The 17275-nt window shown below is 71.3% G+C and carries 13 protein-coding genes, 2 tRNA genes and 1 pseudogene; 10 read left to right on the top strand and 6 right to left on the bottom strand.

The window, feature by feature from the left end; translation table 11 throughout:
* From traB to ACZ69Q_RS18140, 8 genes are all read left to right on the top strand, one after another.
* Positions 1 to 1794, top strand: a 1794-nt coding sequence (traB, locus tag ACZ69Q_RS18175; RefSeq protein WP_471042576.1) for a plasmid transfer protein TraB, incomplete at its 5' end; no start/stop codon positions are given.
* Between the two features lie 169 nt (positions 1795 to 1963).
* The gene (locus ACZ69Q_RS18170; RefSeq protein WP_471042573.1) at positions 1964 to 2272 is read left to right on the top strand and encodes a hypothetical protein; all 309 of its coding nucleotides are present in this window, start codon (positions 1964 to 1966) and stop codon (positions 2270 to 2272) included.
* Positions 2273 to 2283: 11 nt separating this feature from the next.
* Complete coding sequence (locus ACZ69Q_RS18165; RefSeq protein WP_471042570.1) at positions 2284 to 2610, top strand: hypothetical protein; 327 nt, start codon at positions 2284 to 2286, stop codon at positions 2608 to 2610.
* A gap of 90 nt (positions 2611 to 2700) precedes the next feature.
* Positions 2701 to 3606 (top strand): bifunctional DNA primase/polymerase, encoded by a 906-nt coding sequence (locus ACZ69Q_RS18160; protein WP_471042567.1) that lies wholly within the window; start codon positions 2701 to 2703, stop codon positions 3604 to 3606.
* A gap of 77 nt (positions 3607 to 3683) precedes the next feature.
* On the top strand, positions 3684 to 4031 hold the full coding sequence (locus ACZ69Q_RS18155; protein ID WP_471042564.1) for a hypothetical protein: 348 nt from the start codon (positions 3684 to 3686) through the stop codon (positions 4029 to 4031).
* Positions 4028 to 5176, top strand: a complete 1149-nt coding sequence (locus ACZ69Q_RS18150) for a DUF3631 domain-containing protein (RefSeq protein ID WP_471042561.1) — start codon at positions 4028 to 4030, stop codon at positions 5174 to 5176. Before ACZ69Q_RS18155 ends, ACZ69Q_RS18150 begins: the two co-directional genes overlap by 4 nt.
* A 174-nt stretch (positions 5177 to 5350) precedes the next feature.
* Entirely contained in the window at positions 5351 to 5548 is a 198-nt protein-coding gene (locus tag ACZ69Q_RS18145; protein ID WP_471042559.1) for a helix-turn-helix domain-containing protein, read from the top strand.
* Positions 5548 to 6831, top strand: coding sequence for a tyrosine-type recombinase/integrase (locus ACZ69Q_RS18140; protein WP_471042556.1), 1284 nt, complete (start codon positions 5548 to 5550; stop codon positions 6829 to 6831). Before ACZ69Q_RS18145 ends, ACZ69Q_RS18140 begins: the two co-directional genes overlap by 1 nt.
* Before the next feature lie 80 nt (positions 6832 to 6911).
* Here the strand turns inward: ACZ69Q_RS18140 and ACZ69Q_RS18135 are convergent.
* Together ACZ69Q_RS18135 and ACZ69Q_RS18130 are read right to left on the bottom strand one after the other, a co-directional pair.
* Positions 6912 to 6984 (bottom strand) — tRNA-Arg (locus tag ACZ69Q_RS18135).
* 222 nt (positions 6985 to 7206) lie between these two features.
* Positions 7207 to 7297: transfer RNA gene (locus tag ACZ69Q_RS18130), tRNA-Ser, on the bottom strand.
* Positions 7298 to 7466: 169 nt separating this feature from the next.
* On the opposite strand from ACZ69Q_RS18130, the gene ACZ69Q_RS18125 reads away from it, so the two are divergent.
* A complete protein-coding gene (locus ACZ69Q_RS18125; protein ID WP_471042554.1) occupies positions 7467 to 7961 on the top strand; it encodes an SSI family serine proteinase inhibitor in 495 nt (164 codons plus the stop codon).
* Positions 7962 to 8510: 549 nt separating this feature from the next.
* Complete coding sequence (locus tag ACZ69Q_RS18120; RefSeq protein ID WP_471042551.1) at positions 8511 to 12830, top strand: PAS domain-containing protein; 4320 nt, start codon at positions 8511 to 8513, stop codon at positions 12828 to 12830.
* A gap of 101 nt (positions 12831 to 12931) precedes the next feature.
* Here ACZ69Q_RS18120 and ACZ69Q_RS18115 read toward each other — a convergent pair whose 3' ends face one another.
* From ACZ69Q_RS18115 to ACZ69Q_RS18100, 4 genes and pseudogenes are all read right to left on the bottom strand, one after another.
* Positions 12932 to 14575 carry a long-chain fatty acid--CoA ligase gene (locus ACZ69Q_RS18115; protein ID WP_471042677.1) on the bottom strand — a complete coding sequence of 548 codons (1644 nt, stop codon included), beginning with the start codon at positions 14573 to 14575 and terminating at the stop codon, positions 12932 to 12934.
* 222 nt (positions 14576 to 14797) lie between these two features.
* Positions 14798 to 15358 carry a SigE family RNA polymerase sigma factor gene (locus ACZ69Q_RS18110; RefSeq protein ID WP_471042548.1) on the bottom strand — a complete coding sequence of 187 codons (561 nt, stop codon included), beginning with the start codon at positions 15356 to 15358 and terminating at the stop codon, positions 14798 to 14800.
* Positions 15359 to 15504: 146 nt separating this feature from the next.
* Positions 15505 to 16671 carry a lipid-transfer protein gene (locus ACZ69Q_RS18105; RefSeq protein WP_471042546.1) on the bottom strand — a complete coding sequence of 389 codons (1167 nt, stop codon included), beginning with the start codon at positions 16669 to 16671 and terminating at the stop codon, positions 15505 to 15507.
* A gap of 185 nt (positions 16672 to 16856) precedes the next feature.
* Positions 16857 to 17273: pseudogene (locus ACZ69Q_RS18100) on the bottom strand (MaoC family dehydratase); the annotation flags it as partial.
* Between the last annotated feature and the right edge of the window lie 2 nt (positions 17274 to 17275).

The following is a 17275-nucleotide window of genomic DNA, read 5'->3' as shown; positions in this document are numbered from 1 at the left end:
AAGTCGACCAGCCAGCAGCGCCGCCTCCACTCCGCCATCACCGTCGCCGCCGGCTCCGCCTGGCTCACCGCCGCGTGCCTCGCCGGACCGACCACCGGGCCGATCGATGATCTGTACCTGATGGGCGGCCCGGTGGTGGCGCTGTCGTGGAACGTGCGGATGATCCTGCGCCGCAACCCCGACCCCACCGGCGAAAGCACCGACAAGGGCCTGCTCGCCAAGGTCGGTCTCGCTCGGGCGCAGGTGGGGGCGGTGAAGGTGGAACCGAACCGAGTCACCGCACCGCTCGCGCTGGAGGCAGGCGAGCAGACCCACGACGACGTCACCAAGAGCCTGTCCCGGCTCGCTTCCGCCCTCGACCTGCCCCGCAACGCCGTCCGCTACCGCCCCGACCCGGGCTCCGAGCGGCGGGGCGAGCTGGTGATCGTGCCGGAGGACATGCTGCACGACGTTGTCGAGTGGGACGGACCCTCGAACCTGGGTGGGTCGATCGCGGATCCGATCGTGATCGGACGCTACGACGACGGCTCCCCGATGCTGTTGTGGCTGCCCGGGGATCCGGAGGCGAACCGCAACGCCAGCCACCTGCTCATCGCGGGCGGCACCGGCTCCGGCAAGGGCGACACCGCCCTCAACGTCCAAACGGAGATCCTCTCCCGCACGGACGTGATGCTGTGGCTGTCGGATCCGAAGATGTTCCAGGACTTCCGCCCCCTGCTGCCCGGCATCGACTGGGCAGCCGAAGGAGGAAGCCCCACCGAGGTCATGGTGGCGGCGCTTCAAGCGGTGATCCCGGCGCGTACGGGGTGGCTGGGCCAGCACGGCTACCGCCAGTGGATCCCTGCCGCGGCGCAGGTGCAGAACAGCACCGCTCACACCTGCCGCCCGGACGGACGGGCGTGCGGCTGTGAGGGCATGCCGTACCTGGTCGCGTGGATGGAAGAGGCCGCCAACACCCTGCGCAACCTCGGAGACGACGCCTTCACCGGCATCTCCCAGGAAGCACGGTCGGCAGGTATCTCGCTGATCGTCTCGCTCCAGCGCCCCTCCTACGACCAGATGTCCACCAGCACCCGCGCATCCCTCACGTCCGTGATCGCACTCGGTTGCGACCCGCGAGATGAGGGGTTCTCCCTGCCGGAGACGGTCATCGACGCAGGCGCTCATCCGGGTGCGTGGGGTAACCGGCGCCCGGGTTACTGCTACCTGGTCACCCCGGGCATTGATGAGGACCGCTACCCGTCGCCGGGTCGCACTCGCGCCTTCACCCATCGTGCTGCCCCGATCATGGAGCAGCTCGCCGCGTGGGCCCTGGCCAACCGCGCCCCTGCCGACCCGATTACGGCCGGTGCCGCCGCGAGCGTCGCCGGCACCGCTTACACCCACCGCGCCGGCGACAGCGACACCGCCGGGCCGCGCCTGACCCTCGTGGACGGGGACGACGACATGGACCACGACGGACCGTTGATCGACCCCGAGGACGACGGCATTGACCCGGAGGCGGAACTGCCGGAGCCGGAAGAGGGCGACGATGCCCCGATCTTCGGCCAGGAGAGCGGGCACAAGCCTTCCCCGGAGGAGGCCCGGGAGCTGTTCGCTCGCGCGCTGGAGGAGTTCGAGGAAGAGGGCCGCATGATCGTGGGCCCGGTGGACTTCACCGACTGGTGCGACCGCCACAGCCTCTCGCGCTCGTGGGTCTCCCTTCGCTTGAAGGAGGCTGCCCTCGATGGGCGGCTGGAGGCGACGAACACCACCGGCCGGTGGCGCATCATCCCGGTCCTCACGGCCGCGTAACACCCGTAACGGTGTTACGCGCCCTAACACCCAAACCCCTAGGCAGGCGCGGTGTTACGCGCCCTAACACCCGACGCGTCACACCCCCTCACGCCTGCCTGACACCCATCCGCACGGGCCCGCGTCACACCTCGTGGCGCGGGCCCGCGGCTCACCCGAGGGAGCCCGAATGTCCCACCGTGATCCGCCGGGGATCATCGCCCCGCACATCCCCGCCGACGCCTACCGCCGCGCCGAAGCCACCGGCGCCCCGGTCGTCATCGTCGTCCACACCGCCACCCCGAACGGACGGCCGCTGCGCCACTACCTGATCCCGCTTGCCGTCGCCGGAGCAGCGGCCATCGGGATCTTCGCCACCGTGGCCGCGTTCCTCGCCCTGCTCGACTTCGCCGCCCACACCGCCGTCCAGATCGCCGCCGCCACCGGACCGCTCAGCGTCGGCGGCATCAGCCTCAAGCTCTTCGGCTCCAAACGCTGACAAGGAGAACCGTGATCGAGATCCGCATTCTCTGCGACCACTCCGACGTCCCTGTCATCGCCCAAACCGTCCTCGGTTCGGTCGACGCAACCTCCGTACGCCGCATCCCGGTCGCGGGCGGCACCCGCAGCAACCTGCTCATCGCCGCCGAACACCGCAGCAGCCACGCCGACTGCCCCCTCTGCGACGAGGACGGCATGACCCTTTGGTTCCTGCCCGACGGCACCGAGCAGCGCCGCCCCTGCACCGGCTTGGACTACGAGGACCTGCTTGCCACTGGCCTGCTGCCGCACGCCCCGCGCCGCGACGTCTGGCACCGCCGGACCCCTCAGGACTAGCTACGCCAAGGGCGGCCCCCACCTCTCGCCAAAGAACGCGGGACCGCCCTTGCTCGCCAGTCGCCCATCAAGGAACTGGAGACATCCAGCATGACCCATGACCCTCGATCCGCGCTGCTCCGCGCCGCCTTAGACGCGGCCGAACGGGGCTGGTACGTCTTCCCTCTCCGGCCTGGTGGCAAGCCGCCTGCCCTGCACGGAGAGAAGTCCTGCACCCGCACCGGCGAGTGTGCCGGTGGGCACCAGAAGTGGGAGCAGCGCGCCACCACCGACCCCGACCGCATCCGCGCGGCCTGGTCGCGAGCACCGTTCAACGTCGGCATCGCCACCGGCCCCTCCGGGCTGCTGGTCGTCGACCTCGACACGCCAGAACACAAGGGCAGTTCGGACGCGCCTGACGGCGCGGCAACCTTTGGAGCGCTCTGCGAGCGCACCGGGCATGCCGTCCCCGATACCTACCGGGTGCGGACCACCAGCGGTGGAACCCACCTGTACTTCACCGCCCCGACGGGCGTGCGCATCGGCAACACCGCCGGCACCGTGGCTCCATCCGTCGATACCCGCGGATGGGGTGGATACGTCGTCGCTGCCGGCAGCATCCTGCCCGCCGGACAGTACGAAGTCTTGAGCACCCCTGAGGCGGCCGTACTGCCATCGTGGCTCCAAACCGTCCTACAACCGGCCCCCAAACGCTCTCAGGCGCCCTCCGTGGCTACAGCGGGGCAATCACGGCGATATGCGGATGTAGCGCTCGCCAATGAGGTGCGGAACGTGGGCACGGCCCAACACGGCGAACGCGAGCGGAAGTTGTTCACCGCAGCGCGCGCCCTGGGTCGGTTCATCGCGTGGGGCGACCTCCCCCGACACGTGGTTGAGCAGGCTCTTCAGGAGGCGGGGGAGACGGCCGGACTCGCCGCGTCCGAGTGCCGCTCCACTCTCCGCAGCGCCCTCAACTGGTCCATCGCCCACAACAGCCGCACGGGGGCCACGGCATGAGCGCCTCATCCCGCCCCAGCCTGAAGAGCATCCCCAGCACCCCGGACGGACCGTCGGCCGCTCCACAGGCTGTGGACATGCCGGCCGTTGGCGAGCCGAAAGGCGCCGCCCGCAAGGGCGTCGTAACTGCCCTTCGTTCTAAGGGCTTCCGGCGCAGCGACGTCCGCCCCAGCACCGACCCGACGCCGGAGCGGCCCGGTATCCGCATCTATGCCCCACCGGTCTACCGGGACCACTACGACGGCGCCCGCTGGTCCAAGCGCCAGGGAGACACCCCCAACGCCGCCTACGCCTGCCCCTGCGGGCAGACCGGCACCGCCAAGGGGCATGACTCCGTGGCCGCGCTGGTCTACGAGTACGCCGCCCACACATCCGGCTGCACCGACACACCCGCAGCCTCCACGGAAGGGAGGGCCGCCGCATGACCGACAGTATCGACGGGGCCGCGCTGCTCGACGAGGTGGAAGACTTTCACCGCCGTTTCAACGTGTTTCCCACCGAGGCCGCGTTCGTGGCTGTGACGCTGTGGGACGCGCACGCGCACCTGCTCGACGCGTTCGACTCCACCCCGCGGCTTGCGTTCCTCTCTCCGGAACCGGGCTCCGGGAAGTCCCGGGCGCTGGAGGTGGTGGAGACGCTCGTGCCGCGCGCCATGGCGGCCGTGGACGCCTCCGCCGCCGCCCTGTTCCGGTCCGTGTCCGGCGTCGACGGCGGCCGGCCCACGATCCTGTTCGATGAGATTGACACCATCTTCGGGCCCAAGGCAGGGGAGAACGAACAGCTCCGAGGGTTCATCAACGCCGGCCACACCCGCGGCAGGGAGATGTACCGGTGCGTCGGCGACGGAGCCAACCAGCAGGTACAGGGCTTCCCCGCGTACTGCGCCGTCGCCGTCGCCGGACTCGGCTCCCTGCCCGCCACGATCATGACCCGGTCCGTCATCATCCGCATGCGCCGCCGGGCCCGCAACGAAAAGGTGGAGCAGTTCCGCACCCGCATCCACGTGCGGGAGGGCAACCAGCTCCGTGACCGGCTCGCCAAGTGGGCCGAGACGGTCCAGGAGCAGGTCACAGACGTGTTCCCGGAGATGCCCGACGGGGTCGCCGACCGGCCGGCGGACGTGTGGGAACCACTGCTCGCCATCGCCGACGCGGCAGGCGGGGACTGGCCCCGCCGGGCCCGTGAAGCCTGCCTGACGCTGGTCAAGGCATCGCAGGTCAACGACAAGGGCAGTATCGGCATCCGTCTGCTGACCGACCTGCGCGACCACGTGATGATCGGCATCGACCGGTTGCCCACCGTCGCCATCCTCGACCGGCTCAACGCCCTCGATGACGCCCCCTGGGCCGACCTGCACGGCAAGCCGCTCGACAACCGGCGCCTGTCGAAGATGCTCGCGGAGTACATGACGGCTGACAACGAGCCCATCGCATCCCGCAACATCAAGACCGCCGGCAGCGTCCTCAAGGGCTACTACGCCACCGACCTGCACGACGCCTGGCAGCGCTACTGCGCCCCACCCCCGGAAACTCCGCTACCTCCGCTACCCGGCACCGAAAACCCGGCCTGACCAGCGATAACGCGGTAGCGGCAACCGGCTTCGGTTGTCGCTACCCATCCGCTACCGCTACCCCTCCCCGCTACCCCAAACAGGCCCCTGACCTGCACGGTAGCGGCGGTAGCGGAAGTAGCGCCCCTCAGAGACGGGGCCAGAGGCCGCCCCAGCCCCTCACGGAGGTTCGACGTGCTCACCGTTGTCCCCGCCACTCCCGAAGCGTTCAAGGTGCCTGAGGTCATGCGGGCCTTACGCCTCAGCCGCTCAAAGGTCTACGACCTCATTCGCTCGAACGAGCTCCCGAGTTTCACGATCGGCCGATCCCGCCGCATCCCGGTCGATGCCGTACGCGCCTATATGCGCGATCGAATGGAGGAAGCTGCCTGATGGCCAAGCGTCGCGCCAACGGCGAAGGAACGATCACAAAGCGTGCAGACGGCCGCTTCCACGCCGCCGCCTACGTCTACCGTCCCGACGGGACGCGAACCCGCAAGTTCGTCTACGGCAAGACGCGTGAGCAAGTAGCCGACAAGCTCACGGAGTTGCAGGAGAAGACCCGGAACGGCATCCCTGCCGCCGAGTCAACCATGTCATTCGGCGACTACCTCACCTACTGGCTTGCCACCATCGCGCCGGAGCGACTCAAGCCTTCAACACTGAGCAGCTACGAGGGTCTGACCCGCCTCTACATCCGGCCGGCACTCGGCAAGAAGAGGCTGAACCGTCTTTCCCCGGCAGACGTACGCCGCTTCCTGACGGAGTTCAAGGTGTCCTGCCTGTGCTGCCTGCGCGGCGCCGACAAGGAACGGCCGGAGGAGAAGCGCTCGTGCTGCGCCTTGGGCCGCTGCTGTGAGCGCCGTCCGTCAGCTCGCACCGTCCAGTACGTCCATGCCGTCCTGCGGTCCGCTCTACAACAGGCGATGCGCGAGGAGCTGATCGCGCGGAACGTCGCCCGGATCGTAGAGACCCCCACTGTTGACGCCAAGGAGGTGCGTCCGCTGGACGCCGGAGAAGTCCGCCTGCTGCTCAAGACAGCTCGCTCCCACCGTCTCTACGCCCTGTGGCTGCTGCTCGTGTCCACCGGCCTGCGCCGTGGCGAGGCTCTCGCGCTCACCTGGTCTGACGTCGACCTCGCGAACGGTCAGCTCCGGGTCCGCAGGAACGTGCAGCGCATCCGGCGTGAGCTGCTATTCGGCACCCCCAAAACGAAGCGATCCGTCCGTACGGTGTCCCTGCCGAAGTCGTGTGTGCGGGCGCTCACTCTCCGCCGCGAGCAGCAGGAGCGAGAGCGAAAGGTAGCGGGCGAGAAATGGAAGCCTGCGCCTGGGCAGCCTGACGGGCTGATCTTCACCACGGTGTCGGGTCGCGTCACCGACCCCCGCAGCCTGAACCGGATGCTGACGATCCTCTGCCGGGACGCGAACGTCCGCCGCGTGCGCGTGCACGACCTCCGGCACACCTGCGCTTCGCTCCTGCTCGCACAGGGGGTCGACGCCCGCACGATCATGGAGACACTCGGGCACAGCACAATCACAATGACGCTGGACACCTACGCGCACGTCATGGGGACGACACTGCGAGCCGCCGCCGATCAGATGGACGACGCTCTCAGGCTGGACAACTCTGATGACATTTCGGAGGACAAGGGACAGCCAGCCGCCGAGGACTGAGGGCCCTTTTCAACCGCGTTGATGTCACCGGCTGATGTCAAAGGCCCGTTGGGATGATCCCAACGGGCCTTTGACCTGTGTGCACTCGGCAGGATTCGAACCTGCAACCTTCTGATCCGTAGTCAGATGCTCTATCCGTTAAGCTACGAGTGCTTGTTGTGTTTTTCTCCGCCGCTCCCGGCCCTTCTGGCCCGCTCGCGGCGACAGGAAGAACATTACATGACTGCCGCCGCCATGTGAAATCCGTTTGGTCCACCCCTTGTGACCTGCGAAAACGCCCTCTGGGGCGCTCGACGGGCGGGCCGTGCACCGGCGGTCCGAGCGGCGTGAACGACGAAGCCCCGGTCCAGGGGACCGGGGCTTCGTGATCGAGCGCGGAGGCGGAGGGATTTGAACCCTCGATGGGCTTTAAGGCCCAAACCGCATTAGCAGTGCGGCGCCATAGACCGGACTAGGCGACGCCTCCAGCACAGCCGCCCGCGCGAGCGCGAGTGGTGCGTGCAGATGATGACACAGTCGAGCGTGCTGTCACCAATCGACTCCCACGGTACTAGGCGGAGAGGTCGCAGGGCAAAGCCCTTCCCGGCGTGCTTCGAGGGGCGCAACGTCCGACGGTGTGCGGCGTTAGTCAGGTCATGTTGCAGGTCAACCGTTCCGCCGGGGCCGGCGGCCTTCGCCGGGTCCTCCTCACCGCCACCGGCACCCTCGCCGCCGTCGGCCTCACCTCCCTCGCCCCCGCCACCGCCGCGCCCGCCGCCGTCCCGTCCCTCAAGGGCCCGGACCGCGCCGGCGACCACCTCACCGTCACCGTCCACGACGCCGACGGCGGCGCCGACGTGACCTACGAGCTGACCTGCCATCCAGCCGGCGGCGGCCACCCTCACGCCGCCGACGCCTGTGCCGCGCTCGACCGCGAGACGCGCTGGGGCAAGGACGCCTTCGCACCCGTACCCGAGGGCACCTTGTGCACCATGCAGTACGGCGGGTCGGCCACCGCTCAGATCACCGGGACCTGGGCCGGGCGCCCCGTCGACGCCCGCTACGACCGCAGCGACGGGTGCGAGATCGCCCGATGGGACCGGCTCGTGCCGCTCCTCCCCGACCTGCGGGCGCAAGGGCGGCGGTCGTAGATCACCGGAGGGTCATCGACGGTCGAAGGCCGCCGGCGGTCGAAGGGGCGCTGGAGGGTCATCGGCGGTCGAAGGTCGTCGGCGGTCGCAGGCCGACGGAGGGGCGTCGGCGGTCGTAGATCACCGGTGGGTCGTGGACGGGCGGCGATCACCGGAGGGTCGCCGGCGTTCGCAGATCAGCGGACGGTCGTGGACGGTCGTACATCGCCGGAGGGTCGTGGACGGGCGTCGATGAGCCCACCGTCCGATGTGCGGTCCGGCGTACGCATCCCCCGTCCCCCGTCGCACAGGCTTTCCATACCGGACGCACCGGATCCGCAAAAGTCCCGCGAAGGTCTCGCGAAGTCGGCATGGACACCAGGCGGACGCAGGAAGGACGACGACACAGGCGGTCATACGTTCTGGGTCACTTCGTCGTGCGACCTCCCTCTCATCCGGCGTCGCGAGCGCAACCCCAGCCCTTAGACTCCCTCGCGTGACACGCCGCGGGCCGGTTGGCAAGATGGCCCGAGCGGTCGGCAAGGTGCGGTAACAGGGAGGAAGCGTCTCGTGAGCAGCAGGCCATCCCGAGGCGCTGCTCGCCTCGCAGCCATACTCGACGCGCTTCCCGATGCGTTGGTGCTGGTCAACGCCAATGGGACCGTCGTCAACGCCAACACCATCGCCCTGGAGGCCTTCGAGGCTCCCGGGACCGCGTTGGTCGGGCGCGGGCTGCTCGATCTGCTGCCCCAGTTCGACTCCAAGCTGATCCCGGGGTCCATGCGCCGGCCCGATCACATGGACCCGCAGGGCAGGACCAAGCCGACCCGGATGATGGCCCGGCGCACCGACGGCACCGAGTTCCCGGTCGAGGTCACGTCCGCGAATCTCGAGAACGGCGGCCAGGCCTACGACGGCTACGGCTACACCGGCGACGAGCTGCTCATGCTCGTCGTGCGCGACCTCTCCGGCACCGTCGACACCGAGGCCGAGCTGGCACGTTCGCAGCGGCAGACCGAGATGATCCTGCGCGCCGCCTCCGAGGGCGTCGTCGGCACCGACACCGACGGGCGGATCGTCCTCGTCAACCCGGCCGCCGCCCAGATACTGGGATACCGGGCCAGCGACCTCGGCGGGCGCGAGCTGCACACGCTCGTCCTGCACTCCCGTGCCGACGGGTCGCCCTTCCCGTACGAGGAGTCCCCGCTCGCCGACACGCTGCGCTCCGGGCGCAAGCACCGGGTGCGCGGGCAGGTGCTTTGGTCCAAGGGCAGCGCCAAGGTGTCCGTCGACCTGACGACCGCGCCCGTGCGCGACGGCGACCAGCTCGTGGGCGCCGTGATGACCTTCACCGACCGGCGGCCCTACGACACGCTGGCCGAGGAGAAGGACGCCGCGCAGAAGCGGCACGACGAAGAACTCGAACGGCTCGCCGAGGAGCACGCCTCCGAGCTGACCGCCCTGCGGCAGAAGCACGTCACCGAGGTCGAGGAGCTCGAGGAGCGGCACGCCGAGGAACTCGCCGCCGGCGAGGATCGCTACGCCGCGCTCGGCGAGCGCGAGAAGGACCGGTACGAGGCCCTGTCCGGGCGGCACGAGCAGTTGCTGACGCTGCTCGCGGGGTCGCTGCGCGGTCCGCTGGACGAGCTGCGCCGCGAGCTGGCCGCGCTCGCCGCCGACGACGCGGGGCAGTTGTGGCCCGAGGCCAACCAGGTGCTGCACCATCTCTCCGCCGGCTACTCGCGGATCACGACGCTGATCGACAACGTCCTCGGCTACCAGCAGTTGGACTCCGGCAGCGATCAGGTCGTCCGTACGAAGGTGATGCTCGACGCCGTCGTCGCCGCGGGTGTCGACGGGGCCGTCGAGCTCATCGGCCCGGGGCGGGTGCAGTTCGCCGTGCACGCGCCGCCCATCGAGGCCGAGGTCGACCCGCAGCGCCTGGCCACCGCGCTCGCGCATCTCGTCGCGGACGTCGCCGGGGTCGACGCGACCGGCAACTCGCCGGTGTCGGCGGGCGGTTACATGGACAACACCGTCGTCGTGGCCGCGGCGCAGCGCGGTGAGGTCGTACGGATCGAGGTGCGCGGGCCGTATCCCGGGGGAGACCCGGTGCACGAGCCGATCGTGCGCGGGATCGTGCGGGCTCACGGTGGGGTGCTTCAGACGCACGAGGTTCCTGGGATGAGCGGCAGTGCGTTCGTCCTCGAAGTGCCCATCGGGGGCGGGGCGGGCGCCGTGGCCGCCGCTGTCGGCGATGCCGCCGCGGACGGGGCCGGCGAGGCCGATGGGGCGAACGGAACCGAGGGTGCCGGGCAGGGCGGCGGCACCGGACGCCGGCGCGCCCGGCGGTCCTCCGTCGACGCCTTCCTGGAGAGCGACACGCCCGAGGCCGACGCCGAGGGTTCCGCCGCCGACGCGGAGGCCGCCGCGCCCACCGGACGACGGCGCAGGCGTGCGGCGGCCGCACCCGAGCTCCCCGCGGGCACGGGTGACGGCGGCGGCGAGGCATCCGGCGGCACCGGCCGGCGCCGCGGACGTCCCGCCGATGACGGCAGCGAAGGCGGTGACGGTGTCTCCGAGGGCGCCGTCATGACGGCCGCCGAGCACGCGGCCGGGACCGCCGCGATCGGCAACGGCCTGGGCGGGACCGTACCGCCGCAGGGCGTTCCCGCTCCCGGCGGACGACGTGCCCGGCGGGACGGCGGGGAGCAGCACGCGCTGCCGCCCGCCCTGCCCGCTGCGGCCGCCGACCCGGCTCCGGCGGCTGCCGGGTCCGGTACGGCCACCTCGGGCGATGCCTCCCAGCCGAGTGGGCGCCGTCGTCGTGCCCTGGCCGCGGCGGCCGAACGAAGTGCCGCGCAGGAGGCGGGTGCCCGTACGGTGTTCGCCCTGCCGCCGGCCGAGGCGGACCGCGTGCCCGCCCAGGCCGCACAGGGACCGGGCACGGCTGGGCCGACTCCGGCTTCGCCTGCCGCTCCGGCGCCTGCACAGGCGCAGCCGCAGCCGCAGGTTCCGGGGCAGGGGGCGCCGGGCGGCGTACGCGGCGACGAGGGCCGGCACGATGCCGTGCCGCATGATCAGGCCGACGACCACACCCCGCCGCAGCCGCACCCCACCAGCGCGCCGACCGGGCGTCGCCGACGTGCCGTGGCTCCGCCGGCGGAAGCGGTCGGCGCGGCCGCGCAGGAGGTCCCGGCGCAGGTGGCACCGGGGCAGGTGGCACCGGGGCAGGTGGCACCGGGGCAGGTGGCACCGGGGCAGCCGGTGCCGGTGCAGCAGACCCAGGCCCAGCCGGTTCCGGGGCAGCAGGCCCAGCCGGTGCCCGGGCAGCCCGTTCAGGCCGCCGCGCAGAGCGTGCCCGCGCCGGGCGCCGCCGCCCCGGGCGGGCCCCTCCCCGTCGAGGCGGCCCCCGGTCGGGGCGTCCCCGCGCAGGGCACGCCGGCGCAGGGCGTCCCGGCCCCGCAGCCGTGGCCGGCCGCCGACGACACCTCCGGCGCCGGTACGGCCGTAGCGCCGAACGGTGCCGCCACCCCCGTACCGCCGCATCCGAACGCCCCCGAGCCGGCGCAGCCCGCTCAGCCGGGCCGGGCGCCGCAGGGGCAGGGCACGCCCGCTCCGGGTACACCGCTGCCTCCCGAAGCCGCAGCCGCGGGCTCGAAGCAGCGGGCGGCGCAGCCCCTTCCGGCCGAAGCCGGTGCTCCCGTCGACCCGAACTCGACGCAGGGGCGCGCGATCAGTGTGCGGACGTTGGGGCAGGGTGTGCCCTTCACCCGGCAGGCCGCTCAGGTGCAGCAGCCCGCGCCCGCCGCACAGTCGTCGGCGACGCCTCCCCCGCATCAGACCAGCGGCGGACGCCGCCGCAAGCTGGGTACGCCGCCCGATCCCGCCGCCCGGGCCGGTGCCTCCGTGGAGCAGGCGGCGCGGCCGCATCCGCAGGGCGAGCAGCCGGTGCCCCCGGCCCAGCCGCAGCCTTCGCCCGGCGGGCAGCCGCAGCCGTCGATGGCCGGGCAGTCGCGGCTCGCGCCGACTGCCGAGGCGGCCGGACGGTCGTACGCCATAGGCGCGCCGGACGAGAACGCCGCCGAGGGACCCGAGCCGCTCGACGGGCCGGGCGGTGCCGTCGAGGTGGCCGACACTCCGCGTCCGCAGCCGATGGACGACGAGCTGCCGCCGGAGCCGCTCGACAACCCGCGGCGGCTGCTGGTTTGGCCCGCGCCGGATGTGACGACCCAGCAGGCGTTGAGCGACCGCGGCTACCGGCCGGTGATCGTGCATTCGCGCGAGGAGGTCGACGCGCAGATCGCGGCGTTCCCCGCCGCGCTGTTCGTCGACCCGCTGACCGGGCCGATCACCCGGACCGCGCTCCAGTCGCTGCGGCAGGCCGCCGTCGCGGCCGAGGTGCCGGTGATGGTGACCGCAGGGCTCGGGCAGGCCTCGCGGGAGGCGGCGTACGGCGCCGATCCCGCCGTACTGCTGAAGGCGCTGGCCCCTCGGGACAGCGAGCAGCACCCGCCGCGGGTGCTGCTGATCGAGGAGCACGCGGAGATCGCGCTGGCTCTGACGGCGACGCTGGAGCGGCGCGGGATGCAGGTGGCGCGGGCCGCGAGTGACACCGACGCGGTGATACTGGCGGGCGACTTCCGGCCGAACCTGGTCGTGATGGACCTGATGCAGGTGCACCGCCGCCAGGCCGGGATCGTGGACTGGCTGCGCGCGAACGGCCAGCTCAACCGCACCCCGCTCGTCGTCTACACGGCCGCGGTCGACCAGGCCGACCTGCCCCGGCTGGCCTCCGGCGAGACGGTGCTGTTCCTCGCGGAGCGCTCGACGAGCGGCGAGGTGCAGGCCCGGATCGTGGACCTGCTGTCGCGGATCGGGACCAACTAGCTCCCGACCGGAGGCGCCCCGAAAGGGGCGCGGGGAACTGTCGTCGATCGGCCGCGGGTTGTCCGTGGCCCGGTCGCGCAGTTCCCCGCAACGGCGTTCCGTCAGAGCTTGGTGACGTCCAGGCCGCCCTCGGCGTACTGCCTGCGCAGCACCTTCTTGTCGAACTTGCCCACGCTCGTCTTCGGCACCGCCGCGATGACCGTCCACCGCTCCGGCAACTGCCACTTGGCGATCTTGCCCTCGTCGGCGAGGAAGCTCCGCAGCGCCTCGAAGTCAGTGCTGGCGCCCTCCTTGAGAACGACCGTGGCCAGCGGGCGCTCGCCCCACTTCTCGTCGGGGACGGCGACCACGGCGGCCTCGGCGACGTCCGGGTGGGACATCAGCGCGTTCTCCAGGTCGACCGAGGAGATCCACTCGCCGCCGGACTTGATGACGTCCTTGGCCCGGTCGGTGAGGGTGAGGAAGCCGTCGGCCGAGATGGTGCCGACGTCGCCGGTCTTCAGCCAGCCGTCCTCGCTGAACTTGTCGGCGGGGCGCAGCGGTTCGGCGTCGGGGCCGTTGTAGTAGGCGCCGGCGATCCACGGGCCGCGCACCTCCAGCTCGCCCGCCGACTCGCCGTCCCACGGGATGCGCTCGCCGCCGGGGCCGGTGAGCCGGGCCTCGACGCTCGCCGGGAAGCGGCCCTGGGTGAGCCGGTACGCGAACTCCTCCTCCGTGCCGATCGCGTGGGCCGGCGGACGGGCGACCGTGCCGAGCGGGGAGGTCTCCGTCATGCCCCAGGCGTGGCAGACCCGCATGCCCAGTTTGTCGAACGCCGCCATGAGAGAGGGCGGGCAGGCCGAGCCGCCGATGGTGACCTGGCCGAGGGTGGAGACGTCACGGGGGTTCGCGTTGAGCTCGGCGAGCAGGCCCTGCCAGATGGTGGGCACGGCGGCCGCGTGCGTCGGCTTCTCGCGCTCGATCATCTCGGCGAGGGGCACGGGCTGCAGGAAGCGGTCCGGCATCAGCATGTTGACGCCGGTCATGAACGTGGCGTGCGGCAGGCCCCAGGCGTTGACATGGAACTGCGGGACCACCACGAGCGAGGTGTCCTGGTCGGTCAGACCCATCGACTGGGTCATGTTGACCTGCATGGAGTGCAGATAGATCGAACGGTGCGAGTAGACGACGCCCTTCGGGTCGCCCGTGGTGCCGGAGGTGTAGCACATGGCGGCGGCCTGCCGCTCGTCCAGCTCCGGCCAGTCGTACGTGGTCGGCTTGCCGGCGATCAGGTCCTCGTACTCGTGCACCTGGACGGAGGCGTCCGCGAGGAGGGAGCGGTCACCCGGGCCGGCCACCACCACGTGCTCGACCGGCTTGAGGTGCGGGAGCAGCGGGGCGAGCAGGGGGAGGAGCGAACCATTGGCGATGACGACCCGGTCGGCGGCATGGTTGACGATCCAGGCCAACTGCTCGGCCGGGAGTCGGAGGTTGAGGGTGTGCAGGATCGCGCCCATGGAGGGGATCGCGAAGTAGGCCTCGACGTGCTCGGCGTTGTTCCACATCAGGGTCGCGACCCGCTCGTCGCCGGTCACCCCCAGGTCCTCGCGCAGGGCGTGCGCGAGCTGGGCCGCGCGCTCACCGACCTCGGCGAAGGAACGACGATGCGGCTCGGCCTCACCCGTCCAGGTGGTGACCTGCGATGTTCCGTGGATCGTGGACCCGTGGGCCAGGATCCTCGAGATCAGCAGCGGTACGTCCTGCATGGTGCTCAGCACGGCGTCCTCCCGGGGGCGACATTGCCTACGCGGTGGTAAGGGTTGCGGAGATTCTGCGCGCATACCGCGCGGTATGTCACTAGGGCCGGGTGATCGATCATGTCACGTTGCGTTCACAGAGCCCTGCCGCTAGGGAGGAGCTCTGCCGCGAGGGGGAGCTCTGCCGTCAGGGGTGAGAGGGAGGGGCTCACCGCCGACCGCAGGCCGCCCTTATCGGACGAGCCCCAGCTCCGGGTCCTCGCGCAGCTTGCCGAGCGCTCTCGACACCGCCGACTTCACCGTGCCCACCGAGACCCCGAGCACCTCGGCCGTCTGGACCTCGCTGAGGTCCTCGTAGTACCGCAGGACGACCATCGCCCGCTGCCGTGCCGGCAGCCGCATGATCGCGCGCCACATGGCATCGTGCAGCGCCTGCTGCTCCGCGGGGTCGGTGTCCTGGCCCGCCACCGGCTCCGGCTCCGGCAGCTCGTCGCAGGCGAACTCGTCGACCTTGCGCTTGCGCCACTGCGACGTCCGGGTGTTGACCAGCGCCCTGCGCACATAGCCGTCGAGGGCACGATGGTCCTCGATGCGCTCCCAGGCGACGTAGGTCTTGGTCAGCGCGGTCTGCAGCAGATCCTCCGCGTCGCACGGGTTCGCGGTGAGCGAGCGGGCGGTACGCAGCAGCACCGGCTGGCGGGCCCGTACGTACGACGTGAACGAGGGATACGTCGCGCTCGGACGGGACCGCGTCGCGGCGTCGGAAGCGCTGGTGCAGACGGGTGTGGTCATGGCTCCACGCTATGAGCGGCCCCTACTTCGGCGGATCGGCCGCAGGTGCCGAAGCCGCGTCCGCCTCAGGTTGTAGGGGTGGGGCTGACTCCACCTCCTGAAGGTGGACGAGGGAGGGACGCCTACTGCGGGATTACCCCTGAGGGTCACCCGTCGGCAGCAAGCACCAGCCCGGATGTCGGCACCCCTGTCCCGGCCGTCACCAGCACCCGCTCGGCACCGGATATCTGGTTCACGGACGTCCCCCGCACCTGCCTCACCCCCTCCGCTATTCCGTTCATCCCGTGCAGATACGCCTCCCCGAGCTGGCCCCCATGGGTGTTGAGCGGCAGCCGCTCCTCGGCCACGAAGCCCGGGGCCTCGCCCTTTGCGCAGAACCCGAACTCCTCCAGTTGCATCAGCACGAACGGCGTGAAGTGGTCGTAGAGAATCCCCACATCGATCTCCCCGGGCCCCAGCCCCGCCGTCCGCCAGAGCTGCCGCGCCACCACGGCCATCTCCGGCAGACCGGAGAGGTCGTCCCGGTAGAAGCTCGTCATCTGCTCCTGCCCGCGGCCGGCGCCCTGAGCCGCGGCCGCTATGACGGCCGGTGCGTGCGGCAGGTCGCGGGCCCGCTCGACGGAGGTGACGACCAGCGCCTGGCCGCCGTCCGTCTCCTGGCAGCAGTCCAGCAGCCGCAGCGGCTCGACGATCCAGCGTGAGGCGGCATGGTCGGCGAGAGTGATGGGTCTGCCGTGGAAGTACGCGGCCGGGTTGGTCGCCGCGTACTTGCGGTCCACCACCGCCACATGCCCGAACGCCTCCGGCGTCAGCCCATAGGTGTGCAGATAGCGCTGCGCCGCCATCGCCACCCAGGACGCCGGGGTGAGCAGCCCGAACGGCAGCGACCAGCCGAGCGCCGCGCCCTCCGCCGAGGGCTCCCGATGCTGCACGCCCGAGCCGAATCTCCGGCCCGACCGCTCGTTGAAGGCCCGGTAGCAGACCACCACCTCCGCGACCCCCGTCGCCACCGCGAGCGCCGCCTGCTGGACGGTCGCGCACGCCGCGCCGCCGCCGTAGTGGATACGGGAGAAGAAGGACAGCTCCCCCATCCCGCACGCCTGCGCCACGGTGATCTCCGGGCTGGTGTCCATCGTGAACGTCACCAGCCCGTCCACGTCTGCGGGTGTCAGCCCCGCATCGTCCAGCGCGGCCCGCACCGCCTCCACGGCCAGCCGTAGCTCGCTGCGCCCGGAGTCCTTGGAGAACTCGGTGGCCCCGACACCGACGATCGCCGCCCGACCACCCAGGACGTCCCGCTCGCGCACGCTCATGCCGGGTGCTCCGCGGTCTCGGTAGCCGTCGCGGTCGGGGTCGCGGGGACGGTCGCCGTCGCGGTCGCGGGGACGGTCGCCGTCGCGGGGACGGTCGCGGTCGCGGTCGCGGGGACGGTGGCGGTCGCGGGGACGGTCGCGGTCGCGGTCGCGGGGACGGTGGCGGTCGCGGTCGCCGGGGCGGACGGTTCTCCCGCCGGCACGGTCACCGTCACCGTGCCGGTCACGTGCTTGCCGATGCCGTTGGCTCCGATCACCCGTACCGTCGCCGTGTCGCCGTCGACCTCCTCGACCCTGCCCGTCAAAACCATCGTGTCTCCGGGGTAGTTGGGCGCCCCGAGTCGTATGGCCACCTTGCGCAGAACGGCCGTCGGTCCGAAGTGGTCGGTGATGTAGCGGCCGACCAGGCCGTTCGTCGTGAGGATGTTCATGAAGATGTCGGGGGAGCCCTTCTGGTGGGCCAACTCCGTGTCGTGGTGCACGTCCTGGTAGTCGCGGGAGGCGATGGCTCCGGCGACGATCAGCGTGCGAGTGATCGGGATCTCCAGCGGCGCCAGTTCGTCACCGACCCTGAACCGGCGCTCCGCGATCCGTTCGACCATCC

Source organism: Streptomyces sp. NPDC036764 (assembly GCF_055609385.1).
This window is presented reverse-complemented; position numbering and strand designations above follow the sequence as displayed.